Origin of the sequence: Actinoplanes sp. NPDC051861, from assembly GCF_040681145.1 — a bacterium.
Taxonomy (GTDB): Bacteria; Actinomycetota; Actinomycetes; order Mycobacteriales; family Micromonosporaceae; genus Actinoplanes.
In genome coordinates this window covers 166,443-191,264 of record NZ_JBFAYE010000013.1, presented here as the reverse complement: position 1 = coordinate 191,264, position 24,822 = coordinate 166,443, and the positions used below count along the sequence as shown (strand labels likewise).

At 70.6% G+C, this 24,822-nt stretch carries 25 protein-coding genes; 10 read left to right on the top strand and 15 right to left on the bottom strand.

From position 1 onward, the window contains the following. Positions 1–37: 37 nt before the first annotated feature. The 11 genes from AB0M02_RS29565 to AB0M02_RS29515 form a co-directional block, all read right to left on the bottom strand. A complete protein-coding gene (locus AB0M02_RS29565; RefSeq protein ID WP_364232584.1) occupies positions 38–733 on the bottom strand; it encodes a hypothetical protein in 696 nt (231 codons plus the stop codon). After that, positions 730–1,698: an NAD-dependent epimerase/dehydratase family protein gene (locus AB0M02_RS29560; RefSeq protein WP_364232582.1), complete on the bottom strand. Its 969-nt coding sequence runs from the start codon at positions 1,696–1,698 to the stop codon at positions 730–732. The genes AB0M02_RS29565 and AB0M02_RS29560 overlap by 4 nt, the downstream gene beginning before the upstream one ends. Next, a complete protein-coding gene (locus AB0M02_RS29555) occupies positions 1,695–3,008 on the bottom strand; it encodes a nucleotide sugar dehydrogenase (protein ID WP_364232580.1) in 1,314 nt (437 codons plus the stop codon). The genes AB0M02_RS29560 and AB0M02_RS29555 overlap by 4 nt, the downstream gene beginning before the upstream one ends. A gap of 34 nt (positions 3,009–3,042) precedes the next feature. Next, complete coding sequence (locus AB0M02_RS29550) at positions 3,043–3,957, bottom strand: endo alpha-1,4 polygalactosaminidase (RefSeq protein WP_364232578.1); 915 nt, start codon at positions 3,955–3,957, stop codon at positions 3,043–3,045. Then, positions 3,954–4,853 (bottom strand): NAD(P)-dependent oxidoreductase, encoded by a 900-nt coding sequence (locus AB0M02_RS29545; protein ID WP_364232575.1) that lies wholly within the window; start codon positions 4,851–4,853, stop codon positions 3,954–3,956. The genes AB0M02_RS29550 and AB0M02_RS29545 overlap by 4 nt, the downstream gene beginning before the upstream one ends. Beyond that, positions 4,850–5,578, bottom strand: coding sequence for a sugar phosphate nucleotidyltransferase (locus AB0M02_RS29540; protein WP_364232573.1), 729 nt, complete (start codon positions 5,576–5,578; stop codon positions 4,850–4,852). The genes AB0M02_RS29545 and AB0M02_RS29540 overlap by 4 nt, the downstream gene beginning before the upstream one ends. A gap of 26 nt (positions 5,579–5,604) precedes the next feature. After that, positions 5,605–7,137: a hypothetical protein gene (locus AB0M02_RS29535; protein ID WP_364232570.1), complete on the bottom strand. Its 1,533-nt coding sequence runs from the start codon at positions 7,135–7,137 to the stop codon at positions 5,605–5,607. Further along, positions 7,134–8,633 (bottom strand): GT4 family glycosyltransferase PelF, encoded by a 1,500-nt coding sequence (pelF, locus tag AB0M02_RS29530; RefSeq protein WP_364232567.1) that lies wholly within the window; start codon positions 8,631–8,633, stop codon positions 7,134–7,136. Before pelF ends, AB0M02_RS29535 begins: the two co-directional genes overlap by 4 nt. A 28-nt stretch (positions 8,634–8,661) precedes the next feature. Beyond that, the gene (locus AB0M02_RS29525) at positions 8,662–10,785 is read right to left on the bottom strand and encodes a hypothetical protein (protein WP_364232565.1); all 2,124 of its coding nucleotides are present in this window, start codon (positions 10,783–10,785) and stop codon (positions 8,662–8,664) included. A 577-nt stretch (positions 10,786–11,362) separates the two neighbouring features. Beyond that, positions 11,363–12,568 carry a DUF1501 domain-containing protein gene (locus tag AB0M02_RS29520; protein WP_364232562.1) on the bottom strand — a complete coding sequence of 402 codons (1,206 nt, stop codon included), beginning with the start codon at positions 12,566–12,568 and terminating at the stop codon, positions 11,363–11,365. A gap of 2 nt (positions 12,569–12,570) precedes the next feature. Then, entirely contained in the window at positions 12,571–14,079 is a 1,509-nt protein-coding gene (locus tag AB0M02_RS29515) for a DUF1800 domain-containing protein (protein WP_364232560.1), read from the bottom strand. Between the two features lie 115 nt (positions 14,080–14,194). Between AB0M02_RS29515 and AB0M02_RS29510 the strand changes: the two genes are divergently transcribed. Further along, entirely contained in the window at positions 14,195–15,244 is a 1,050-nt protein-coding gene (locus AB0M02_RS29510) for an ROK family protein (protein WP_364232558.1), read from the top strand. On the opposite strand, the gene AB0M02_RS29505 is transcribed toward AB0M02_RS29510, so the two are convergent. After that, the gene (locus AB0M02_RS29505; protein ID WP_364232555.1) at positions 15,231–15,566 is read right to left on the bottom strand and encodes an STAS domain-containing protein; all 336 of its coding nucleotides are present in this window, start codon (positions 15,564–15,566) and stop codon (positions 15,231–15,233) included. The two genes, AB0M02_RS29510 and AB0M02_RS29505, sit on opposite strands and share 14 nt — an antisense overlap. Before the next feature lie 81 nt (positions 15,567–15,647). Continuing rightward, the gene (gene zwf / locus AB0M02_RS29500) at positions 15,648–17,141 is read right to left on the bottom strand and encodes a glucose-6-phosphate dehydrogenase (RefSeq protein ID WP_364232553.1); all 1,494 of its coding nucleotides are present in this window, start codon (positions 17,139–17,141) and stop codon (positions 15,648–15,650) included. Positions 17,142–17,295: 154 nt separating this feature from the next. On the opposite strand from zwf, the gene AB0M02_RS29495 reads away from it, so the two are divergent. Beyond that, a complete protein-coding gene (locus AB0M02_RS29495; protein WP_364232552.1) occupies positions 17,296–18,240 on the top strand; it encodes an exopolyphosphatase in 945 nt (314 codons plus the stop codon). A gap of 213 nt (positions 18,241–18,453) precedes the next feature. On the opposite strand, the gene AB0M02_RS29490 is transcribed toward AB0M02_RS29495, so the two are convergent. Next, positions 18,454–19,254 carry a DUF1775 domain-containing protein gene (locus tag AB0M02_RS29490; protein ID WP_364232550.1) on the bottom strand — a complete coding sequence of 267 codons (801 nt, stop codon included), beginning with the start codon at positions 19,252–19,254 and terminating at the stop codon, positions 18,454–18,456. A 76-nt stretch (positions 19,255–19,330) separates the two neighbouring features. Between AB0M02_RS29490 and AB0M02_RS29485 the strand changes: the two genes are divergently transcribed. From AB0M02_RS29485 to AB0M02_RS29470, 4 genes are all read left to right on the top strand, one after another. Beyond that, complete coding sequence (locus AB0M02_RS29485; protein WP_364232548.1) at positions 19,331–19,540, top strand: RNA-binding S4 domain-containing protein; 210 nt, start codon at positions 19,331–19,333, stop codon at positions 19,538–19,540. Between the two features lie 72 nt (positions 19,541–19,612). Then, entirely contained in the window at positions 19,613–20,488 is an 876-nt protein-coding gene (locus tag AB0M02_RS29480) for a hypothetical protein (RefSeq protein ID WP_364232546.1), read from the top strand. Next, positions 20,485–20,637: a hypothetical protein gene (locus AB0M02_RS29475; protein ID WP_364232544.1), complete on the top strand. Its 153-nt coding sequence runs from the start codon at positions 20,485–20,487 to the stop codon at positions 20,635–20,637. Before AB0M02_RS29480 ends, AB0M02_RS29475 begins: the two co-directional genes overlap by 4 nt. A gap of 201 nt (positions 20,638–20,838) precedes the next feature. Then, positions 20,839–21,210 (top strand): hypothetical protein, encoded by a 372-nt coding sequence (locus tag AB0M02_RS29470; RefSeq protein WP_364232541.1) that lies wholly within the window; start codon positions 20,839–20,841, stop codon positions 21,208–21,210. Positions 21,211–21,253: 43 nt separating this feature from the next. Here the strand turns inward: AB0M02_RS29470 and AB0M02_RS29465 are convergent, their stop codons facing one another. After that, positions 21,254–21,622, bottom strand: coding sequence for an FKBP-type peptidyl-prolyl cis-trans isomerase (locus AB0M02_RS29465; protein ID WP_364232540.1), 369 nt, complete (start codon positions 21,620–21,622; stop codon positions 21,254–21,256). A 136-nt stretch (positions 21,623–21,758) separates the two neighbouring features. Here AB0M02_RS29465 and AB0M02_RS29460 point away from each other — a divergent pair, with 136 nt between their 5' ends. The 4 genes from AB0M02_RS29460 to AB0M02_RS29445 all read left to right on the top strand — a co-directional run bounded on the left by AB0M02_RS29460 (position 21,759) and on the right by AB0M02_RS29445 (position 24,814). Then, entirely contained in the window at positions 21,759–22,637 is an 879-nt protein-coding gene (locus tag AB0M02_RS29460) for a lytic polysaccharide monooxygenase (protein ID WP_364232537.1), read from the top strand. Positions 22,638–22,743: 106 nt separating this feature from the next. Next, positions 22,744–23,019, top strand: a complete 276-nt coding sequence (locus AB0M02_RS29455; protein WP_364232535.1) for a hypothetical protein — start codon at positions 22,744–22,746, stop codon at positions 23,017–23,019. A gap of 20 nt (positions 23,020–23,039) precedes the next feature. Next, entirely contained in the window at positions 23,040–24,434 is a 1,395-nt protein-coding gene (locus tag AB0M02_RS29450) for a DUF4331 domain-containing protein (protein ID WP_364232532.1), read from the top strand. Next, complete coding sequence (locus AB0M02_RS29445; protein ID WP_364232529.1) at positions 24,431–24,814, top strand: phospholipase; 384 nt, start codon at positions 24,431–24,433, stop codon at positions 24,812–24,814. The genes AB0M02_RS29450 and AB0M02_RS29445 overlap by 4 nt, the downstream gene beginning before the upstream one ends. The last annotated feature ends 8 nt before the right edge of the window (positions 24,815–24,822 follow it).

Genomic DNA, 24,822 nt, shown 5'->3' with positions numbered 1-24,822 from the left:
GGGGCCGGCTGCGAGTGATCGCCGCCGGCCCCGTTTGTCATACCCGGGAGAGCGCGCGATCGCTGACCGCGCAGTGCATGCCGAACTGCCGGGCGCGCCGGACGGCGAAGTCGGTGAGGCCCGGGCTGTCGGCGTAGTCGAGCGCGTACAGGTCGACCTGGAGCTGGAGCAGCTGCTCGGCGATCTGCGCGTGGAACTCCAGCACGTCCGGCGGCCACGGCGCGTACCCGTCGTCGGTCCAGCGCGCCGAGAACGACTCGAAGAGCACCCCGTCGACCAGCTCCGCGAGCCGCGGCAGCATGCCGAAGCCGCGGTTGGCCAGCAGGTACGCGGGCTTCGCCTCGTTGCGGATCGCCGCGATGAGCGTGAGCAGGTGCGGTACGTCCTCCGGGAACGTCAGCTCGACATTGAGCTGGTCCAGGAACAGCCCGGCGAACCCGGCGTCGAGCGCGGCGCGTGCCTTGCCCACCACGTGCTCCACCCACTGCGGGTGTTCGACGTGCACGTACGCCCCGCCCCAGTCCGGGTTGCGCTCCCGGCGCTGCCACGGAGCGGGTGGTCCCTGGTCCTCGGAGAGGGAGAGGTATCCGAGGGTCTGCGCGCCGCGCCCGGCGAGGTAGCTGAGCTCGGCGGCGTTGTAGAACTCCGGTTGCAGCACCACCCGTGCGTACTCCGCGAGGTCGGCCAGCCGGCCCGCGCCGTAGTAGAACCAGATCGGCGGTCGTTCGGTCACGACGGCCGCCCGTGCTCGCGGTACCAGGCGAACGTCGACCGTACGCCCTCTTCGAGGGTGACGGCCGGCTCGTAACCGGTCAGCCCGCGCAGCCTGCTCAGGTCGGGGCAGCGCCGGTGCACCGAGCCCGGCGGCGCGGGCGAGGGCTCGATCGCGGGGCCGGCCTCGGCCACCCGCAGGACGAGCTTGGCCAGGTCACCGATGTTGGTCTCCTCCCGGTCGTTGCCGATGTGCACGATCTGACCGGCCGCCCCGGGCGCCGCCATCAGGCGCACCATGGCCTCCACGGCGTCGCCGACGTGACAGAACGCCCGGAACTGGTCGGCGCCCGGCACCCGGAACGGGTCCTCGCCGCTCACCGCGCGCAGGGCCATCTCCGGGATGACGTGGTCCGCGCCCATCCGTGGCCCGTACACGTTGTGGAACCGGCCGACCACCGCGTCGAAGCCGCGGGCCCGCGCGGTGTGCAGGAACGCGGCCTCACCGAGGAGCTTGCTCACCGCGTACGCGAACCGCGGCGCCGTGACGTCCGAGACCATCGCCGGGACGTCCTCGGCGGTGGGCACCGCCACCACTCCGGCGTCCACCCCGCCCGCGTAGACCTCGCTGGTGGAGGCGAAGAAGACCCGTTCGCCCGGCGCCACCCAGTCGAGCAGGTGCATCGCCACCAAGGTGTTGACGCGTACGACCCGGGCCGGGTCCTGCTCGACGTTGCGCACCCCGACCACCGCCGCGAGCAGGTATATCTGATCCCACCCGTGCGGCAGGCGGGCGTAGGTGGCCGCGTCGGTCAGGTCCGCGGAGAGCACGCGCACCGACGGGTGGGCGCGCAGCTCGTTCAGGTCGGCGTCCTCGCGGCCCCGGGAGAAGTCGTCGACGACCGTGATCTCGTACCCGTCGGCGACCAGCCGCCGGGCCAGGTGCAGGCCGATGAAGCCGGCGCCGCCCAGCAGCAGGGCCCTCACGCCGCCACCTCCGGCTGAGCGGGCAGATACCCCAGGCCGGCGTAACGGATGCCCGCCGCGCGGATTGCCCGGCCGTCGAGGATCCGCCACGAGTCGAAGATCAGCGCGGGCCGGGCGTCGCCGAGCGCCTCGGGCACGTCGATGACCCGGTAGTCCGGGTGGTCGGTGATCACCAGGATCGCGTCGCTGTCGGTGAACGCCTTGTCCAGGCTGACCGGCTCGCCGCCGTACTGCCGGATGACGTCGGCGCCGACCATCGGGTCGTGCCCGGTCACCGTGATCCCGGCGGCCGAGAAGATCGGCATCATCGCGGCGATCGGCGTGCCGCGCATGTCGTCGGTCGGCGGCCAGCCCTTGTACGCCCAGCCGAGCACCGCGAGCCGCGTCCCCCGGGTCTCGCCGCGGGCCTCACCCATCAGCCGGACGATCGTCTCCGCCACGTGCGCCGGCAGGAACTCGTTGAGCTCCCGCGCCCGGCCCACCAGGAACGGCCGGTAGTCGCCGGCGCTGTCGAGCATGATGTACGGGTCCTTGGACAGGCACCCGCCGCCGACGTACCCGGGCTTCGACAGGTCGGGCCGCGGGTAGTCCACGTTGGCCGCACGGAGGACCTCGAGCGGATCGAGGCCGTGCTGCTCGGCGATCAGCGCCACCTCGTTGCCGAACGAGTAGATCAGGTCGGTGTGGCAGTTGTTGGAGAGCTTGACCAGCTCGGCCGCCTCCAGGCTGGACACCTCGACGACGATCTGGGCCAGCTCCGCGAAGAACTCGACGGCCGCGCGCCGGGACGCCTCGTCCAGGCCGCCGATCACCTGCGGCAGTTCGACCAGTTCGCGCAGGGCCTGACCCTGGATGGTGCGCTCGGGCGCCATCACGAGCCTGACGTCGTCACCCCAGGCGGCCCGCAACTCCGGCAGGACGACCTTGCGGCTCGTCCCGACCGGCACGGTGCTGCGGACCACCACCAGCGTGCCGGGACGGCACGTCGCCGCGACGCTGCGGGCCGCCGCCGCGAGGTTGGCCAGGTTCGGCCGGTGAGTCGCCTCGTCGACCGGCGTGGACACGCTGATCACCGCGACGTCGACGGTGTCGTGGGGCAGTTCCGCGGCGACGTGGATCCGGCTGCCCACGCAGGCCTTGAAGATGTCCTCCACGCCGGGCTCGAAGATGTGCGACCGCCCCTGCGACAGGGTCTCGATGACACGCGGGGACACGTCGGCGCCGTGCACGGTGAATCCCTTGTCGGCGAGCGCGGCGGTGAGCGTGAGCCCGACGTAACCGAGGCCGACGACCCCGATCGTCATAGGCATGTGGTTCTCCTTCCGGACGGTGGTGCCGTGACGCTCACGCGCACGGCGGGGCGGTGCGGTCGAGGTCGACCACGGTGACGGTCCCGGTGAACCTCTCGGCCCGGTACCGCGCGCAGGCGGCGCGGACGGGAGCGGGCCGGGTGGCGTAGTCGACGGCGAGCACGAACTTGCCGGCGTCGCGCAGCGCCCTGGTCTCGGCGAGGTTCTCGGCGCAGTAGTCGGCGGTGCACCGCTCGTCGGTGGCCTCGAAGAACAGCTCCTCCATGCCGATGCCGTCGACCGCAGCCGTGTAGCCGCGCTGGTGGCGCAGCTCGGGGGAGTTCTGCGGGACGATCAGAAAGCCGGGACGGCGGTCCTTGGCATAGCCGCTTATCCGTACGATCAAATCTGTCATCGCCCGCGCGAGCCCGTCGCGGTCCCGGCCCTGCGCGGCGCTCAGGTCGAGCTGCTCGTAGGCGAGCGGTGTGTCGAGGTAGACGCCGTCGAACCCGGCTCGCAGCGCCTGGTCCAAACGGGGCCGCACGACGAGGTCCCACCAGCGCGGATCCCAGTAGCGCACGAAGTGCTCCTCGGGCCACTCCGGCCACCTGTTCGCGATCAGCTCGGTGGCGTCACGCCGGAGCATCGGGTACTCCGGCCGGAAGTCCTCGATGCTGCCGATCTCGAAATAGGCCAGGACCCGCTTGCCGGTGGCCTTGACCCGCGCGATCTCGGCGGCGGAGAACCAGCTTTCGTACGCGTCCCGCGCGAGATCGATCACGACGAGCTGGTACGGCCCGGCGGCGAGCTCGTCGAGCCGGCCGTCCGGGTAGTTCTGCAGCTGGTACGCCCAGGAGTCGATCGCGTCCGGTTCATCCGGTTCCTCGGGACGCGCGGGCAGGAGCGCCACCGCCAGCGCCAGCACCACGACTGCCGAGACGACCAGCGCGCCGATCCGGACCGGGCTCACCCCGGCGCCCCCGCGGCCCAGATGTCCTTGATCGAGGTGGCCAGGTCCACCGCCGGAACCCATCCCAGCTCGGCCTCGGCGCGGCCGATGTCGGCCTGGATCCAGTCCACGGCCGCCGAGCGCTGCGGCCCGGTGCCGTGCTCACGGACCTCGCCGTCGAATCCGGCCTGCTCGGCCAGCAGCTTCACCGCCGCGCGCACGGTCACCGCGTTACCGCTGCCGGCGTTGTAGACCGGGCTCGGCAGGCTCGGCGCCAGCACCACCGACCGGAGCAGGGCGGCCAGGTCCCGCACGTCGACGAAGTCCCGGTACGCGCCCAGCGGCCCGAGGACGATCTCCGACAACCTGAGCTGTACCGCCTCCCGCAGCCGAAGCTGTGCCCGGCCCAGCACGTTCTCGGCGGACTGGCCGGGACCGATCGGGTTGAACACCCGCACGGACACCGCGTCGACCCGGCCGCCGGCGGCGGCGAGCGCGTACAGGGACGTGCCGGCCAGGTGGCTGATCCCGTACGCGCTGATCGGCGCGGTCGGGCCGGTCTCGGTGACCGCGTGGCCGTGCGGGACCACGCCGTACTCGCCGGCCGATCCCAGCCGCACCAGCCGGGCGTCCGGTGCGGCCGCCTCGACCGCGTCCAGCAGTTTCGCCGCTACCAGGGTGTTCGCCCGGATCAGCTCCTCGTTGGTGCCGCCGAGCCGGCCGATGCAGCAGATCACCGCGTCCGGGGCGATCTCCCGCAGCAGCGCGATCAGGCTGTCCCGGTCGCCCTCGACCAGGTCGTACCGGTCCCGGCCGGGACTGATCAGCTCGCTCACCGCCGGATCCCGCTCCAGCGCGGCGCGCACGTGCGCCCCGATGAATCCGGACGAGCCGAACAGCAACACTCGAGACGTCATACGGGTTCCTCCTGCCGTTGACGGAACAGAACGGGCCTGAGCTCGGCCAGCCTGCGGTTGGCCTCGTCGTAGTCCTCGGGCCTGCCGATGTCGAGCCAGAACCCGGTGAACGGGTAGGTGTCCGGGTTCTCGCCGCGGGCCAGCAGGTCCAGCACCAGCTGGTCGAAGCCGAACGGCCGGCCCGGCTGGTAGGGCGCGAGGGTCCGCCGGGACATCCCGTAGACGCCCATGCTGACCTGGTAGCGCAGGGTGGGTTTCTCCCTGAAGCCGACGATTCGGGCCGACTCGACGTCGAGCACCCCGAAGTCGACCCGGTGGGTGCGTTCGGCGATTGCCACGGTCAGGCCGGAGCGGGCGAGCTCGTGCCGGTGCAGCAGGTCGCTGTAGTCCAGGTCGGTCAGCACGTCGCCGTTCATCACCAGGAAGTGCTCGGGCAACCGCTCGCGGATGGCGAACAGCGGGCCGACCGTGGACAGCGGCCGGTCCTCCTCGACGTAGTCGACGCGCAGCCCCCACCGCCGGCCGTCTCCGACGAACGCGCGGATCAGCGCGCCGAGGTGGTTGATGGCCAGCGTCACCGACCGGAAGCCGCAGCCGGCCAGCTGATCCAGGACGATCTCCAGGATCGCGTGGTTGTCGCCGATCGGCATGAGCGGCTTGGGCAGCGTGGTGGTGTACGGCCGCAGCCGCACCCCCTTACCGCCGGCGAGTATCACCGCGTGCATAGCAGATCTACCTCCCCAGGTCGGGACTACCGGTAGTGCCGTGCCTGGCTCACGATCGGGGCCAGGCCGAGCAGGAAGAGGGCCTGCAGCGCCACGACGCTGCCGAGATAGAGCGCTGTGTCGGCCGGGACAGAGTCCGGCGGGCCCAGGAGCGGGCTGACGCCGAGCAGGGCACCGGCGCCCACATGTATGGCGATCGCGGCCAGCAGCGACACGCACAACAGGCCGTACCGTTCGAAGCCCGCGAGCAGGAACGCCGCGAGATACGCACCGCCGAGCACGACGTGCGCCGCGGTCATCAGGACACCGCCCGCGGTGAGCCGCCCGGTCGCGGCGAACCAGGCGAGAAGCGCGGCCGCCGGCACCGCGGTCACCGCCAGGCAGGCCACCGTGTCGCGGGCGATCAGCCGCCACACCGCGGAGCGGAACTCCTCGGGGCGCCCGATGCTGCGGGTCAGCGCCATGACCAGGCCGCGGAACCGCTCCGCCCGCCACTCGACGAAACCCATCACCACGATCAGCGGCGCGGCCGCGACCACCACGTCGAAGTTGCTGAGCAGGTACGGAGCCTGCGCGTGCAGCAGCAGTGCCGCGGAGCACAGCCCGTAGAGGGCCACCCCGGCCAGACCGGACAGGTGGGCCCGCAGGATCGGGCCGCCGCCCGGTTCGCCCGGTTCACCGCGGCCCTGGGTCGCCCGCAGCGCCACGGCGAACGCCGCGAACACCCCGGCCACCGCGACGCCGGCCGCCGCCGGTTGCCACTGCTCGCCGAGAACCAGGTAGGCGCAGCCGGCCAGGACCGCGGGGAGCATGGTCGCGGCCAGCCGTCCCTCCTGGCGATAGAAGACCAGCACGGTGCCGGCCATCTGGTAGGCCAGCTGACCCGCGGTCAGCAGGATCAGCTCGGGGCCGCCGCCCGCCAGCCACACCACCGCGGCGCCGGCTGCCGCACCCGCGGGTGGTGCGAGCAGCGTGGCGCGGGCCAGCAGGACGGCGGTCGCCCGGGGCCGGTGCGCGCCGAGCAGCTTGTAGCCGGCGTAGGCGGCGGTGCCGGAATACATCCAGCCCAGGCCGCCGGCGAGGGCCAGCGCGAGTACGAGGGAACGCTGCCCGAGCATCGCCAGCACGGCCGGGAACACCGCGCTCGGCAGGGCGTAAAGCGGTCCGTGCAGCAGTACGCGTGCCCGCTCCCGCCGGCCGCGCCCGGGGCCGGCGGGTGGCGGCTCGTCGGGCACGTGCGGCCCGAGCCGCCGGAAGACCTCGTCGGACAGGGCGAAGACGTCGGTGAACCCGTACTCGACCCGGGCGATGCGGTCCGTGCAGCCGTCCGTCTCCAGCGCGGCGGCGACCTGCAGCCCGTCGACGGCCCGGCGCAGCCGCGGGCGCATCCGGTCGACGAGCTCGTCGAGCGGATCCGTGGAGATCTGTGGCAGCACCACCGGGTGGAGCGTCGGCGCGGGATGCTCGCCGGCCGCGAAGCGTGGCCCGGCCGGGTGCTGCCGCGGCACCTCGACCCGCACGGTCTCCTCGGTGTCCGCGCCCGGCCCGCCCGCGCTCATCGGAGGACCCCGTTGTTCCCGGAGCCGTCGCGCAGGTGCCGCGGGGGCGGCCCGGTGGTCAGCGGTGTCGCGAGTCCCTCGTAGACGTTGCGGTACATCTGCAGCGACTGGCGCAAGGTGAAGTGATCGAGCACCCGCTGCCGCGCCGCGACACCGAGCCGGCGCCGTCGTTCGTCGTCGCGGAGCAGGTCGAGGCAGGCCCGCGCCACGGCGGCGTGGTCGCGCGGCGCCACCACGATCCCGGTGTCGCCGACCGCCTCGGCCACGCCGCCGACGTTGGTGCAGACCGTGGGCCGGCCGCACGCCATGGCCTCCACCACGGTGTACGGGAAGCCCTCCGAGATGCTGGTCAGGGCGACCACGTTGCCGGCGTGGTAGGCGTCGACGGCGTTGCCGATCCGGCCCTCCAGCACCGCGGCGCCGGTCAGCCCGAGCTCGCCGATCAGCTGCGTGCACGACTCGTGATAGAACCGGTTGACCGCCGGGGTGCCCCCGAAGATCCGCAGCCGTGCCGCGGGCATCTCCGCCCGCACCAGGGCGAACGCGCGGATCAGTGTGTGCAGGTCCTTCAACGGGTCGATGCGGCCCATGAAGGCGATCGTCGGCGTCTCCGGCTCGCCCAGGGCCGGCGGGAAGTCGGACGGCTCGACCCCGTTGTACATGGTCCACATGCGCTCCGGTTCGGCGCCGTTCTGCAGCTGCCAGCGCCGGTTGTAGGCCGAGTGCGGCGCCAGCACGTCGGACATCAGGTAGGCGGCGCCGGCCAGCGACCGGAAGAAACTCAGCACGAGTACGCGCACCGCGTGCGACGCGTCCTCCTCGAGGTAGGACATGTAGCGCTCGCGCAGGTAGATGCCGTGCTCGCTCATCACCGCCGGGGTGCCGTGGCGCCACTTGGCGGTCATCGCGACCAGGGTGGAGAGCCCGTTCATCGAGCAGTGCACGATGTCGGCCTCGACCACCGGGGCGCTCAGGGGCCGCAGCATGTGCTCGATCAGCCACGTGGCCTGAAGCGCGTCGGCCAGCGCGGGTGCCGGCCCGGTCTCGTCGACGCGTAGCTCACGCCAGGCGTCGAGCATCATGCCGAGCGCCTGGTTGGACATCAGGGCGGCGCCGAGGTCACCACCGCCGGCCGCGTACTCGTGAAACCCGCGCAGCGCGAGCAGGAACAGACCACGATCCTCCGGGGCGGTGGTGCCCAGCGGCGTCACCAGCGCCCGGAGGAACACCTCGTACGACTCGACGAACGCGGTGCCCGGCCGGTGCCGGCCACCGCGGGGGCGGTAGTCCTCGGGACCACCGCCCCACAGCGGGATGGAGCGCACCCGGTGGAGGTTCGCCGGCACCGGGAAGACCGGCTCCTCGCTGCCGTCGACGGTCAGGGCGACGACCTCCCAGCGATAGTCCGGCATGCCGCGGATGAGCTGCTCACACCAGATGCTGACGCCCCCCATGGCGAACGGGTACGTCCCCTCCGACACCAGCGCGATGCGCACCTGCTGCTCGCCTTCGCCGGCTCGCCGCTCAGGCCCGCGGCGCCGCGGTCAGTGTCACCGGAGTGTTCGCCGTGAGCGTCACGGGCGCCGTGACGTCGGTGCCGTAGGTGGTCGCGCCCGCCGCCTGCACGCCGCCGACCTGGACGGTCCCGGCCAGCGACGACGTGACCGTGACCGTGCCGGCCGAGCGGTCGTACACCACGTCGGCCCCGGCGGAGAGCTGGGCGAAGTGGGCGGTGCGCGCGGCGGTGTACGCGCCGATCTCCGACCACGGCGAGTTGAGCAGCGGCACCGAGTAGTACGTCGTGTACTTGGCCGTGACGCGCTCCACCCAGTCGTGGACCAGCGACCGGCCGCCGCCGTAGTCGTGGACGTTGGCGATGTGGAACGTGTGCGAGTTGATCGCGCCCGCGGACACGTGCTGCAGGGCGATGTCCGCCTCGTAGTCGAGGATCTGCTCGTAGGTCCGGTTGCTCGGCCAGTACGGGAACTTGCCGTTCGGCCCGTAGAAGGAGTTGTAGAACGCGGTCTCCTCCTCCGGGGTGGTGACGAAGTACGCGATGTTCGTCGGCCAGTCCGGCACCACCGAGATACTGGGTTCGAGGGGATGCACCGTGCCGGTGTTCAGGTGCGCGGGCTTGTGGCTGGCGAACGACATGTTGCCGTGCAGGTACCGCACGCCCAGGTCCTCGGCGGCCTGGAGCAGGGCGGGGTTGGACCCGGCGAGACCGTGGTCGACCGGCACGCCGGTGTCGTCGTCCGGGTCGACCGTGTAGACGCCGAGCCCTGAGTACTCCGGGGTCTTGAGGACGTCGTCCGGCGCACCGAGGCCGATCGCGTTGCCCGCCGCCCGGTTCTGCAGGATCTCGGCGTGGCTGGTGGCGTAGTCGGTGTGGTTGAGCTCCGGATGGTTGAGCGTGTGATTGACCCACCGGAAGTTCCCGGCGAGGCACTTGCTGGTCGCGGTCAGCTCGTTCGGCCCGCCGTTCGGGCTGCACTGGTTGCCGGCGAACGGGTCGATGTCGGCGCCGTTGAACGCCAGGTTGTACGTGAAGCCGGCCGCCGCGGGGTACGCGGTACGCAGGGCGGCCTGCTGGTTGTCGAGGTTCACCATCTCGCGCGCGGAGACCCGGTACCCGGGGTCGTACTCGATGTGCCCGTCGGGGTAGTAGTGGTCGGCGCTGTTGAACCAGTCGTCGACGTCGACGTTGAGGTGGTGCCGCTGCTCGCCGAGGAACAGGCCCCTGCTCGCCCACCGGAACAGGCCGTAGACCAACAGGTCGGACTGGAGCAGGTACTGGTTCAGGGTGAACGTCAGGGCGATCCGCTCCCGGCCGTCGACCGAGGTGGTGAGCACGCCGAGCACGTCGCTGCCGCTGGTGACGATCGGTGCGGCGGCACAGCCCGGCGCGATCGTCGTGCGGTAGACGTAGGACTGGATCACCGGGACGGTGACGTCCGCCCGGAGGTAGTCGAAGACACCCGCGCCGGCCGGGGCGAGCCCGATGTTCAGCGGGGTGTCGCCGACCGGGGTCTCACCCACCGAGCGCAGGCAGTGGTCCTCCGGCCAGGTGCCGTAGCTGGTGTACAGCGCTGCCTGGCGGACACCGAAGTTGCGCTCGTACGCCCAGAGGATGTTCCACTCCGCGCTGTCCAGCCCGCTGAGCCACGCGCCGCCGGACGCGTACACCAGCATGCTGTTGGTCAGCAGGACGGCGTTGTACCGGCCGGTCCCGTCGGCCCGCACGAGCGTGTCGACCGTGACCGGGGTGTCGGCGGTGTAGAGCACGTCGTACGCGGCGCCGACGCGGTCGAGCGTGGCCTTCCAGGTGGGCACGCCGAAGTCCTCGGCGTCGGTGGCCACGACCAGCGCCCGCAGTGCCACCCGGTCGTTGGCGGCGGCTGCCACGGACGGGGCGGACCTGGACGTGCTCGCGACCTTGACGGGGACCCGGCCGGTCCGCCGTGGCAGCGCACCGGGGCGTTCCGCCCGGGGGCGGGCCACCTCGCCGTAGCCGGGCACCTGGGGCGCGGTGACACCTGGCCGCTCGGGCCGGGACGGCTGCGCTCCGGCCGGAGCCGGGGACGCCATGACCAGCAGGCCGGAACAGAACGCGGCGATCAACGTACGCGTGACGAGGGCAGGACTCATCGGGCGACCTCCACGACGAGGCAAACGAAGGGAGCGGCGCCGCGCGGAGACTGACGGCCGGTCTCAGTCGTTCGGAAGGGATGGGCCGTCGGCGAGTCTAAGCAAAATTTAAGGAATTTCCGCCCATCGATCCGCTGCATTTATTAGGAGATCGACAACCGTTGACGCCCGGGGCGGCCGGTGCTAACAAACCGGTTCAGAAACAATTTGATCGTGCGAGTGGGCGCGGTCGGGTGGCCCTGACATGCCATTTTTGTGCCACGTCGTTGACGCGCGCGTAACAAGCGTGACGTGGGCGTGGCGGCCCGGATTTCCTCCACTTTGGAGGCGAAGAGCGCGGAAGGGTCGATCTGCGAGGATTACCGATATGTGAACAAATCACCCTGAGTATGACCGGAAAGCGATCAAGCGATAACCAAGCGTATGAAGCAGGGGGGAGGTGGTGCTCCTCCGAATGGTCTGAGGAATCCCCCGTGGATGCGTGGGCCAAACCTCGTCCGAACGGCCAGACAATCTGGCATCATCGGACCGGTTGACATTTTTACACCATTGAAGTATCTAAATGCAGAATGGAAGATCAGCGAGCGACCGCGAGGCCGAATGACGACGGTTTCACGCCGGGGAAGACCTCGGTGAGAGAGCCGATTCCGCACCGTTTCTGCAGGACCTCGCCGATGACCGAGCGGTAGTCGGTGGTGACCGCCAGGTCGCCCGCGACCAGGTCCGCCGGAGCGAGACCCGGCCAGTCGCCGTAGACCTTGCCGCCCCGCACGCCGCCGCCCAGCAGCATCATGGCGTTGCCGTGGCCGTGATCGGCACCGCGCGAGCCGTTCTCCGCGACCCGGCGCCCGAACTCGCTGATCGTCAGCACGGTCACGCTCTTCATGGTGTCCGGCCCGAGATCGGTGACGAAGGCGTTCAGCGCCTGGGCTAATTCGGTCAGGTTGTCGTGCATCCGCTGGCCCTGGACTGCGGTACCGAGCCCCTCGTGCATGTCCCAGTCGCCGCAGTCGACCGCGGCGGTCACCAGCCCGGCCTTCGACTTGATCAGACGTGCCACGTCTCGCAGCGCGCCGGCCAGGTCGGTCTCCGGGTATACGGCGCCGTTGGCCACCGGCAGCGTCGCGGCCTTGACCTTCGAAGTGGCGGCCAGAGCCCGGTCGGCGGCCTGCGCCGGCGCGGACAGGTGGGCGGGCGCGTCGGCGTACATGGCACGCAGCGCGGCGGCCATCGGGCGCTTGCCGTCACCGGCCAGCGTCACGTCGTCGATCGCGTTCATCGAGACGTCCCCGGAGGGCCCGGAGAAGATCCGTGCGGGCATCGCCTTACCGAGCGACACCCCGGCCAGCGGGCCGCCGGCGCCGGTCAGGCCGAGCATGCGGTCCAGCCAGCCGGTGCGGATCGACGAGCCCGGCGCGGCGTTCTCCATCGCCTCCATCGCGGCGAAGTGCGAACGCGTCGGGTCGACCTGGCCCACCGCGTGCACGGCGGCCAGCCGGCCGGCCGTCCAGTGCGGCAGCAGCGGCGCGAGCGCGGGGTGCAGGCCGAACATGCCGTCCCCGGCGATCACCTGGTTCTTCGGCACGCCGATCGCCGGTCGTGCCTTGTAGTAGTGCGTGTCGCCGATCGGCGCGAACGCGGAGAGCCCGTCGAAGCCCCCGCGCAGCGAGACGACGACGAGGGTGTCACCGGTGTACGCGCCGGCGGCGTAGGCGAGCTTGGTGCTGAGGGTGGCGCCTGCGAGCCCGGCGCACGCGCCGGCGAGGACGGTCCTGCGGTCCATGATCACCTCAACTGGAACGAGGGCGAGTCGAGGACAAGGGCGATCAGGTACGGCGTGGCGCCGCTGAGCGACTTGTCCTTCGCGGTCAGAGGACTGGTCGGCAGCTTTTCCGCGACGCTGAGCACGGCGGCCGTGTGCGCGGCCGGCAGCTTGGCGCCGATCAGGCGGGTGGCGAGCGCGTCGATGAGCGCTCCGTACGTCGCCGGCAGCACCGGGACCAGGGACTTCAGCAGGTCGGCGGGGCGGGTGAGCTGCTTGGGGTACCACCCGGCGGCCAGGTTCAGGTGCAGGTTGCAGCGCATCAGGAACGCCGACGGCGAGGCCCAGACGGCGGCGACGTCCGGGAAACCGTTGGGCGGGCTCCAGCGGAACGGGGCGTTCCCGGCGTCGACGAGGTTGTTGTAGAGCGCGTCGAGCGACTTCACGCCGTCCGCGTCGGGTCCCAGCCCGAGCGCGCGGACGGTCGCGACCAGGTCCTCGAACGGGGTCCGGGTCTTCTGGCCGATCGAGGCGGCGAACTCGGGCGAGGTGAACAGCGCGCGCAGCACCGGCACGATCGCGGTGTCGTTGTCCAGGTAGACCTTGACCAGCTTGGTGACCAGCGACTGCGGCGCCTCGTCGGCGACGAACCGCAGGCACAGCTTGCGGGCGACGCGCTCGGCGGTGGCCCGGTGCCGGGCGAGGTGGTCGATGAAGGCCAGCGCGGCGGCCTCACCACCGGTGCTCGCGTTGGCGTGCTGGAAACCGAGGATGCTGACCGAGCCGGTGGCGTGCTTGGCCGCGTCGTACGCGTACCCCCCGGCCTTGTTCACCGTCATGCCGGTGAGCAGCCTCGCCGCGGCGAGCACGTCCGCCTCGCTGTAGATCATGCCGACGGTGTGCAGCTCCATCAGCTCGCGGGCGTAGTTCTCGTTGGGGTGCGCCTTGGTCGACGAGCGCTGATCAAGATAGGTCAGCATGGCCGGGTGCCGGGCGCTGTCCTTGAGCATGTCGGCGAACTTGCCGAACGCGTGCTTGCGGATGACCTTCACGTCGTAGTCGGCGCGGGTGTCCCAGACGCCGCTGGACGGCGCCGCGATGTGCAGGTGGTTGGCCCAGAAGGCGACCGACGACTCGAACAGCTGCCGGTTGCTCCACGCGGCCCGCGCGATCGCGGCGCGGCCCAGCTGGCCGAACGCCTCGTAGGAGTGCTTGGACAGCTTGGCGCGGACGGTCTCGCCGGACGCGCCGGCCAGCGGCAGGCGGGCCAGGACCCTGTCGCAGACGGCGTCGTCGATCTTCGCCGGGGCGAACTGGCGGTCGAGCCAGCCGTTCACGCCCAGCTTGCGGGCCTCGGCCAGGGACTCGGGGGTGGGTCCGAAGGTGGCACGGCGCAGGAGGTGCGCGATCGGGTCGTTGCCCAGCAGGTCGGTGGTGCGGGGGGCCGCGGCGGCCGGCTCGGCGAGCGCGAGCCCGGTGGCGGCGAGGGCGACGGTGGCAACGGATCCGGCGAGCAGAGTGCGTCGGGTCATGCACTCCGGTTCGGCCCGTCCGGCGGGAGCCCGCGCCGCTGCAACCGTGACTAACGATCCCGCAATCCGCTCGCACCCGTGTCCCCGGCGGGCACTCGGACGTACTCTCAAACCCGTGGATCAGGCAGAAACCGTACTCACTCCGGCGTCCTGGGTCGTGGTTGGACTCGACAACGGCGGCACCTGCAACAACGCCACCGTCCTCGACGCGACCGGGCAGTTCCTCGTCAACAACCTCGTGGAGAACCCGAGCAAGGTTCTGGACGGCCCGGAGTCGGCCGTCGAGTCCCTCGCCGCCGCGTTCCGCGACATCCTCGAGCTGACCAGGACACCGCTGTCGCTGGTTCGCGCGGTCGGCCTGGACACTCCCGGACCGGCCAGCGCGCACGGGGTGATCTCGTCGAAGGGTGCCACCAACTTCAACCAGGTCTCCTGGCACGGATTCGACATCCGCGGGGCCCTGGAGGCCCGGCTCGGCCTGCCCGTGGTCTACAACAACGACGCCAACGCCGCCGCGCTGTACGCGCACCACCGGCACTTCGGCGCCGCCGCCCTGGAGAAGTCGTCGGTCTCCGCGATCGTCGGCACCGGCCTCGGCGGCGGTGTGGTGGAGAAGGGCAAGGTGATCCGCGGCGCCGCCGGGATGGCCGGCGAACTGGGGCACGTCCAGATCCCGCTGCACGGCGTCCTCGAGGACGACCAGCCGGTGCCGGCGTGCAACTGCGGCTTCCTCGGCGACGTGGAGGCGATCGCCTCGCTCACCGGGATCAAGAACAACCTGCTGCCGTACTGGCTGACCCGCTTCCCGGACCACCCGCTCGCGTCCGAGCCGGTCGGCAAGGCCGCCAAGCTGCTGCGCGGGTACGGCGAGAAGGAGGACCCGCTCGCCCTCGCGGTCTTCGGCCAGCAGGCGAGGGCGATCGGCAAGCTGTTCACCATCGCCGCCAACTTCACCGACCCGGACGCCTACTTCCTGGGCGGGGGCGTGGTGGAGGCGGCGCCGCACTTCCGCCAGTGGTTCCTCAACACCGTCCGGGAGAGCACCCAGCTGCGCGACGAGCAGGCACGCGCGGCGACCTTCGCCCTGGTGCCCGACCTGGACATGGCCGGGGCCCGGGGAGCGGCGGTCGCCGCACTGGACGCGGTGACCGCTAGTCCTCTTTGAGTGCCGCGGTGACGTCGGGGAACATCGGCAGGTAATCGCTGAGCCCGAGGGTGTCGAACAGGCGCCGCAGGAAACCGGACGGAGCGGCCAGACGGACCCAGCCGCCTCGTTCGGTCGCCCGGCCGTGCGCGGTGACCAGCACGCCCACGCCCATCGAGTCGCAGAAGTCGAGGCCGGAGACGTCCACCACGACGCGCGGGGCGGGACGCTCGACGAGGCGGCCGAGATTGGCCTTGAGGGCGGGCGCGGTGTCGATGTCGAGGGATCCGCGCAGGACGAGGACGGCCGTGTTCGGTGGGTGGTGAGCGACCGATACCTGCATAGGCGTGTGTCTTTCCCTGGGAGCGGGGCGGGCTTGCAACCACCCTATGCGAGCCCGCCCAGCCACGCAGGAATCGTGAGGCTACGTCGCGTTCCGCCATTTCCGGCCGTGGCGGCCGATCAGGCGATCGGCGTCGGTCGGGCCCCAGGACGCGGCCTCGTACGTCGGGATCGGCGAGTTGTCCCGCTGCCAGTGCTCGATGATCGGGTCGACGATCCGCCAGCACTGCTCCACCTCGTCGCTGCGGATGAACAGCGACGCGTCCCCGATCAGCGCATCGAGCAGCAGCCGCTCGTACGCCTCCGGCGACTCCTCGGCGAACGTCTGGTCGTAGGAGAACTCCATGCTGGCCGTGCGCACCCGGAACGAATGGCCCGGCACCTTGGCACCGAAGCGCAGCGAGATGCCCTCGTTCGGCTGGATCCGCAGGATCAGCGCGTCCGCGTCGAGCTCGGTGAGCTGGTCGTCCGGGATCGGCAGGTGCGGCGGCCGCTGGAACTGCAGGGCCACCTCGGTGACCCGGGCCGGAAGCCGCTTACCGGTACGCACGTAGAACGGCACGCCCGCCCACCGCCAGTTGTCCACGTTCAGCCGCATCGCCGCGTACGTCTCGGTGCGCGACAGCGGGTCGACGCCGACCTCCTCGCGATACCCGGCCATCAGCTCCTCCCGGGTGCCGCCCCGGGTGTACTGCCCGCGCACCGCGGCGTCGGCGATGTCCCGGTCGGTGGGCAGCCGGATCGCCTGGAGCAGCTTCACCTTCTCGTTGCGCAGGCCCTCCGACCCGAACGAGGCGGGCGGCTCCATCAGCGCCAGGGCGAGCACCTGGAGCACGTGGTTCTGCACGATGTCGCGCATCGCGCCGGCGTTCTCGTAGAAGCCGCCGCGGGTGCCGACCCCCAGCGTCTCGGCGACCGTGATCTGCACGTGGTCGACCCACGAGCGGTCCCAGATGGGCTGGAAGATCGAGTTGGCGAACCGCAGGGCGAGCACGTTCTGGACGGTGTCCTTGCCCAGGTAGTGGTCGATGCGGAAGACCTGCGGCTCGTCGAACGCGCCGTGCACGACCGCGTCCAGCTCGCGCGCGGTGGCCAGGTCCCGCCCGTACGGCTTCTCGATGACCAGCCGGGAGAACGAGCCCTCCCGGGGCTGGTTGAGCCCGGCGCCGGCCAGGCCGTTGATCACCGGCTCGAAGGCGCCGGCCGGGGTGGAGAGGTAGAACAGCCGGTTTCCGGACGTGCCACGCTGCGCGTCCAGCTCGTCGAGGGTCTCGGCGAGCCGTTTGTAGGTTTCGGGGTCGTCGTAACCGCCGGCGACGTACCGCACCCCGCCCAGCAACTGTCGCTTGCTGGAGAGGCTGCGGCCGCCGAGGGCGCTTTCCGCGAACTGCTCGTCGCTCATGGGCGTCCGCGCGACGCCGACCAGGGCGAACTGATCCGGGAGCCGGTTGTGCCGGGCCAGGCTCTCGACCGCCGGCAGGAGTTTGCGCCGGGTCAGGTCACCGGAGGCGCCGAAGATCACCAGCGTGGCTGGTGGGGCGCTGCGCTCCTGGATGAGCTGAGGTGCGTGGTCCATCTTCTGCGTATCCTCCGACCCTTTCGATGCCGTCCATCCGAACCTTACGCAGCGGGCGCCCCGGAGGGTTCAGTACGTGGTGGCGAACACGGCCGGGCGTACGCGAAAAAAGTGGCAAAATGGGCTCAAAGGTCTGGCAACCGAGGGGGACCCCGTGAAGTACCGGCTCGTGACCCGCAGCGACTTCGACGGCCTCGTGTGCGCCGTGCTGCTGCGTCACCTGGACATGATCGACGCGGACACGATCCTGTTCGTCCACCCCAAGGACGTGCAGGACGGTGCCGTCGACATCACCGACCGGGACATCCTCACCAACCTGCCGTACGATTCCCGCGCCCACCTGGTCTTCGACCACCACCACTCGGAGACGCTGCGCAACGAGGGCGACCGCAGCAACCACATCATCGAGGGCGACGCGCCGTCAGCGGCCCGGGTGATCTACGAGCACTTCGGTGCCAAGACCAGGTTCCCGCAGGTCTCCGACGACCTGATGCGGGCCGTCGACCAGGCCGACTCGGCGGACTACTCGCTGACCGACGTCCTCAGTCCCACCGGCTGGACCCTGCTCAACTTCCTGATGGACAGCCGCACCGGGCTGGGCCGGTTCCGCAACTTCCGGATCTCCAACTATCAGCTGATGATGCAGCTCATCGACGCCTGCATCGAGCTGCAGGACGTGCACGACATCCTGGCGCTGCCGGATGTCGCCGAGCGCGCCCAGCTCTACCACGACTGCTCGGCGCGGTTCGTGGAACAGCTGCACCGGGTCTGCCACCTCGATGGCGACGTGGTGGTCGTGGACCTGCGCGACGAGGACGTCATCGAGGCGGGAAACCGGTTCATGGTGTACGCGCTGTTCCCGGAGGCCCGCGTCTCGATGCACATCATCTGGGGCCGCCAGAAGCTGAACACGGTGTTCGCCTGCGGCAAGTCGATCCTGGACCGCAGCTCGCCGGTGGACATCGGCGAGGTGATGCTGCGGTACGGCGGGGGCGGTCACCTCGCGGCCGGTACCTGCCAGGTCCCGCACGACGAGTCGGACCGGGTGGAGCGCGAGATCATCGACGCGCTGCGTACGGAGCGAGTGGTCCCGGTCTAGGTAGACAGAACGCGCGTTCTGTCTACCTGAAGAAGAAGAGATGTGTGTGCGGGCGGGGAGTCGAACTCCCCGCCCGCACGACGCGCGGATCATGGGCCTTGCCCGGGGCCCCACCCGCCGGTCGTGGTTCAGCGCCCCACGCGCCTGTCCACGACTTCCTCACGCCCACCCGCGTGAGGTCTTCCCTTGCAGGCCCGGCCTGCCTGGGAGTCCTTATCCTTTGAACGCCCACTTGCTGGTGCCGGCCGAGACCGGCTCCTTGTCCTCGTCCTCGCTCTCGGTGGGCTCGGCGGGCGTGTCGCCGGGCTCCTCCTCGGTGGCGCGGTGCCGGTTGCGCCACATCACGAAGCCGGCGCCGAGCAGTGCCAGCGCCGCGACCACCCAGCCGGAGATCGCCGCGAACGACGGGCCGGCGTCCGCGTCGTCCATGATCTTGTTGAACGCCGCCTCCTCGGCCGGCGTCAGCTGGGTGTCACCGGTGGCGGTGGTGTGGTGGCCGCCGACACCCGTGCCGGGCGTCAGCGCCAGCGCGACCGCCTCCTCGGCGGCCTTGGTCCCGTCGGCGTACGTCACGTCGACCGTGAACTTCATCGTGGACAGCAGCGGCAGCGGGCCGGCCGCGATGGCGAGCTCGGTGGACTGGCCGGGCTCCAGCTTCTTGCCCACCGACAGCCAGGTGATCGCGCTGGGCACCTTGGTGACCGGCGACGCGCCGTGGATCGGCTGGATCGCGGTGTTCAGATCACGCCACTCGATCTTCGGGGCCCAGTCGTTCACCGACAGCGGGTAGACCTCGGCGATCGGGGTGTCCACCGGGATTCTCAGCGTCACCTCCTTCACGGAGGTGCTGCCCTCGTTGGGCACGCTGAAGTACAGATTCTCGCCACTGCCCTGCACGGCGCTGGACGGGTTCACCGTCACGTCCGCCGCGGCCGGAGCAGCGGCGGAGAGCACAACGGCAGCGGTCACAGCGGCCAGCACGCCCGCGCGGCGGGCCATCCCCAGATGCCTCACGACATGTAGTTCGGATCACGGGTCCCGATGGTTCAACGAGTTCGCAGAAGTTTTCCTCCGAGGAGATGATGGTCGGATGCGCGACGTTCCGATCGACGGTGACATGATCCGGCTGGGCCAGTTCCTCAAACTGGCCGACCTCATCGAGACCGGGGGAGAGGGCAAGATCCTCATCACCTCCGGCGACGTGAGCGTGAACGGTGAGGTGGACACCCGGCGGGGCCGTCAGCTGCACCCCGGCGACGTCGTGGAGGTCCTCGGGCGCCGCGCCCGCGTGGTTCCGTGACACGGTGACACCTTCGGCGGGAAAGTCGGAGATGGTCGGAACCGGCTGGCGGGCCCGCTCGTCGTACCGTTCATGACCCGAACCCGCGGCCTTGTGATCGCCGCCGCAACCATCCCCATGCTGCTGGGCGCGTGCGCCCAGCCCGGCACCACACCCGTTGCCGGCGCTGCGGACCCCGTGACCGAGAGCGCCTCTCAGGACACCACCGCCGTGATCCGCGTCGAGTATCGCGGCGGTTTCGTCCCGCCCGACTTCCTGCTCGGCCGGCTGCCGATGGTCTCGGTCTACGCCGACGGCCGGGTGATCACCGACGGGCCGGTGCCGCTGATCGCGCCCGGGCCCGCGCTGCCCAACCTGCAGGTGCAGCAGGTCGGGCCGGCCGTGGTCGAGGAGCTGACCAGGGAAGCCCTGGAGGCGGGCGTCAAGACCGGTTACGACTTCGGCTCGCCCGGTGTCGCGGACGTGCCCAGCACCCGGGTCACCGTGGTCACGGCCGAGGGGACGCAGGTCGCCGAGGCGGTGGCGCTCAGCGTGGCACAGGCCGACGACCCGGCGCTGAGCGCCGAGCAGAAGGCGGCCCGCAAGAAGCTGGCGAAGTTCGTCGACCGGCTCACCGCGCTCCCGACCGCCGAGGGCATGGCGAAGCCGGCGGCGTACGTGCCGGAGGAGGTGGCCGCGCTCGCGTCGCCGTGGACCGACCCCGGTGACGGCCTGGCCGGCAAGCCCGTCGCGTGGCCCGGCCCCGCGCTGCCCGGCGAGGCGCTGAACGCGAGCACCGGCACGCACTGCGTCACGGCCACCGGTGCGCAGAAGGACGCGGTGTGGGCGGCCGCCGAGAAGGCCAACCAGCAGACGCCGTGGGAGTCCGCGGGAAAGCAGTGGCGTGTCCTGTTCCGCCCGCTGCTGCCCGACGAGTCCGGCTGTGACTCGCTGCGGAGCGCCGGATGACCCCGTTCGACGACCCGTTCGACTTCGGCCCGGACGCCGGGGGCTCGGGAGGCGGGCCGGAGCAGCCCGTCCCGGCCCGGCCACTCTGCCGTCTGCGCGGCACCGGCTGGCGCGCCCGGCTGCGCAGACGTGGTGATTCGTCACGGTAAGAGGCGGGACGCCCGCCCCGGCACGGGGAACACGGGACGGGCGTCGCACCATCGTGCATCCACGCTGGTCAGACCGGAAGTGCCTGATTGGAGCGTCGGTATTGGACGAGTAGCCGCAACCGACCGGCCACCCAGCGTATTGACCAAGATCGCAGAACGCGGATAGCGTCGTTCACCTGGGAAAACAGCTCGGGGGCGCCGTTGATCAGCCAGGACGACTTCATCTGGTTCACCCGGCAGGCCGCCCGCGTCTATCAGGTCGACGAGGACGCGATCGAGGCGGCCGCCGCCCGTCTCGGTGCCCCTGACCAGCGACGTCACGCCCGGGAGATCTGTGAGCTGCACATCGCGCTGATCAACGTGGCCGCGGCGCACCAGTGGTGCCGGGCGGGCTGCGAGACCTGCCAGGCCATCCGCGAGGCGATCACGGTGGCGATGGCGGTGTTGCGTACGGAGGTGGACAGCCAGTTCCGGCTGATGTACGACAGCCCGGCCCGCGGTGTGGCGGTGCCCGAGGCGCCGTCCTGGTCCGAGACCCGCGCGGGTGCGGTCTACCGGTCCGAGTCGAGCTGAGGGCCCGCCCCGGACTCGGCGCGGGCCCTTCGCAGACCGTGGGTCAGTGGACCTGGAGCAGGTCCACCACGAAGATCAGGGTCTCGTTCGGCTTGATGGCACCGGCGGCGCCGCGCGCGCCGTACCCCAGGTGCGGCGGGATGACCAGCCGGCGGCGGCCGCCGACCTTCATGCCGGCCACGCCCTGGTCCCAGCCGGCGATGACCTGCTGGCCGCCCACCCGGAAGCCGAACGGCTCGCCCCGGTTGTAGGAGGCGTCGAACTCCTTGCCGGTGGACTGGGCGACACCCACGTAGTGCACGCTGACGTACTCGCCGGATTTCGCCTCCTGGCCGTCACCCTCGACGATGTCCTCGATCAGCAGTTCGCTGGCGGGCGCGTCGGGAATCGGGCCGACGTCGGGCTTGCTCATGGTTCCTCCAGTGTTCTTGCCTGACCCGGCCATGCAATCACAGCTACGTGGCCGCTGAACGAGCGGTGCCGCAAGTACGTACCCACGGGTGGCCGGGAAACTCCCGGCCGACTCGTCGCCGTGCCCGGGAGATCTGATGTTCGTCCGCCGCCTCGCTGTCGTGGGCCTTCTCGCCGCCGTATCCGTGCCCGCCGTCCCCAGGGCGGCGCTCGCCCATGGCGCCCCGACGACGCCGATCAGCCGGTCCGCGGCGTGCGCGGGCAACGGGACCGAGCGGGGGGAGGCCGCCTGCAAGGCGGCGCTCAAGGCGACAGACAACTTCCTGGGGGCGTACGACAACATCCGGCTGGCCGGGGTGAACGGCAACGACAAGGCGCGGGTGCCGGACGGGAAGCTGTGCAGCGCGGGGATCGAGGCGTACCGAGGTCTGGACCTGGCCCGGGACGACTTCCCGGCGACCGACGTCAAGTCGGGGCAGCGGCTCTCCGTGTCGTACCGGGGGACCATTCCGCACCAGGGCAGGTTCCGCATCTATCTCACCCGTTCGGGCTACTCCGCGGCGAAGAAGCTCACCTGGGACGACCTGGGTTCGAAGCCGCTCGCCGAGATCACCGACCCGCCGCTGCAGGGCGGGTCGTACCGGATGAAGGTGACGCTGCCGCAGCGGACCGGGCGGCACATGCTCTATGTGGTGTGGGAGACGACCAGCACGCCGGACACCTACTACTCCTGCTCCGACCTGGTCTTCCCGGCAGCCGCGAAGCTGAAGCCGAAACCCTCGTCGGCCGCCCCGGTCGTCACGAAGAAGGCCGCGCCCGCACCCTCCTCGGAGGCCCCGGCCGTGGAGACCACTACGGAGACGGCCGACGCCGTCCTCACCTCCGCCGACAAGCCGGCCGCCGACGACGGGATGGTCAATCTCGGACACTGGCTGATTTTGGGAGCGCTCACAGCGGCCGCCCTGGTCATCGCCGGTGCCGGGGTGTCGCGCCTGCGGCGGCGCCGCGGCCACTGAGCCGTTTTCAAACTTTTGTTTGAACCGCGCGACAGTGGATCTCGTACTGACGGGCGTCGACGATGCAACGCCAGTCCGGCCCCCAACAGACGACGAAAGGCCAAGCATGAGTCGTGTTCGTTACCGCGCCCAGGGACGTCAGTGGCTGTCCCGCCGCAAGGTGCTCGCCCTCGCCGCAACCGGCGTCGGCGTCTCGGCGGTCTCGGTCGCCGGGCTCAGCCTGGCCGGCGAGAACGAGTCCGCCTCGGGCGACGGTTCACCGCTCGTGATCTCGATCCGTGACGCCAAGAAGGGCACGATCGACGTCTTCTCCGGAGAGAAGTTGAAGACGATCACCGACAAGAAGCTCGTCGCGAGCCTGATCAAGGCCGCCGGCCGCTGACCTCGTAGGAGAACACGACAATGTCTTCACACCGCGAAGCACCGGAGATCAGCAAGGACCCGGTTGCCGACAGCTCCGACCTGTACGCCTTCGTCAGCCCCGACGACCCGGACACGGTCACGCTGATCGCCAACTACGTGCCGTTGCAGATCCCGGCGAGCGGCCCGAACTTCTTCGAGTTCGGCGACGACGTGCTGTACGAGATCCACGTCGACGCCAACGGCGACGCCCGCCCGGACGTCACCTACCAGTTCCGGTTCCGCACCGAACTGCGCAACGACAAGACGTTCCTCTACAACACCGGCCCGATCGAGTCGCTGGACAGCGAGAACTGGAACCGCCGTCAGTTCTTCTCGGTGACCAAGGTCGACGGGCACGGCAAGAGCACCGTGCTGGCGAAGAACCTGCCCTGCCCGCCGTGCAACGTCGGCCCGCTCTCGATTCCCGACTACGAGAAGCTGGCCGCCGACGCCGTGCACAAGCTGAAGACCGGTGAGAAGGTCTTCGCCGGGCAGCGCGCCGACGCCTTCTTCGTCGACCTGGGCGCCATCTTCGACCTGGGCACACTGCGCCCGTTCCAGGACAAGCACCTGGTCGGACAGAACCTGTTCAACTACGCCGGCAAGGCGGTCAACGCCACCGACAAGACGAACGTGCACAGCATCGCCATCCAGGTCCCGCTGCACATGGTCCGGCGCGAGGGCAAGAAGCGGGTCCGCGGGCGTGACGCCGGCGCCGTCATCGGCGTCTGGACCTCCGCGAGCCGCCGCCAGGTCGAGGTCCGCAAGGGCGACGGCAAGTCCGGCGACGTGGTGGTCGGCCCTCAGGTCCAGGTCTCCCGGCTCGGCAACCCGCTGTTCAACGAGGTCATCGTGCCGATGGCGGAGAAGGACAGGTGGAACAGCCTGCCGCCGAGCGAGGACAAGCGGTTCGCCGAGTTCGTCGCCACGCCCGAACTGGGCGCGCTGCTGCCGGTGCTCTACCCGGGCCTGTTCGACAACCTGGACGCGCTCAACAAGACCAAGGAGCCCCGGGCGGACCTGCTCGCGATCCTGCTCACCGGCATCCCGGACGGGCTGATCGACGGCTTCCAGAACAACACCGGTGAGCTGCAGGCCGACATGCTGCGCCTCAACACGGCGATCCCGCCGGCCGAGAAGGAGAACAAGTTCGGTGTGGTCGGTGGCGACCTGGCCGGCTTCCCGAACGGACGCCGGATCGCCGACGACGTCGTCTCGATCTCGCTGCGGGCCATTGCCGGTGCCACGGTGCCGCTGGTCAACGCGGACTTCGAGCCGGACGCCGCGGCCGCCCTGGTCGAGCAGGGACTCAGCATCAAGGACTCCAGCGCCAAGCTGCTGAAGAAGTTCCCGTTCCTGGGAACCCCGTTCGACGGTTTCGGGAACCCGTCATGACCCACGCGCACAGCCACGGGCACGGGCACCACCATCACCACCACACTCTCGCCCCTTCCGGGCAGGGCACGGTGATGCTGAACATCGGCGGGACGATCGGTGCGCTGATCATCCACACCGACGGTCAATGGCACGGTCACGAGATCGAGGTGAGCCCGGTGGGCGCGCCCGCGGATCGTACGCATGCCGCGGTCCGTGCCCGTTATGTCCGAGGCGGGGTCACCTTCTGTGTGGTCCTGGACGCGCTCCCGGAGGGCCGCTACCTGCTCTGGCAGGACGCCGCGGAGCCGTTGTCCGAGGTGGATGTCCGTGGCGGTGCCGTCACGGAGTTCACGTGGCCGGTCGATGCCGTACCCGGACGAGGTCTCGTTTCGGTTTAGTCTGAACG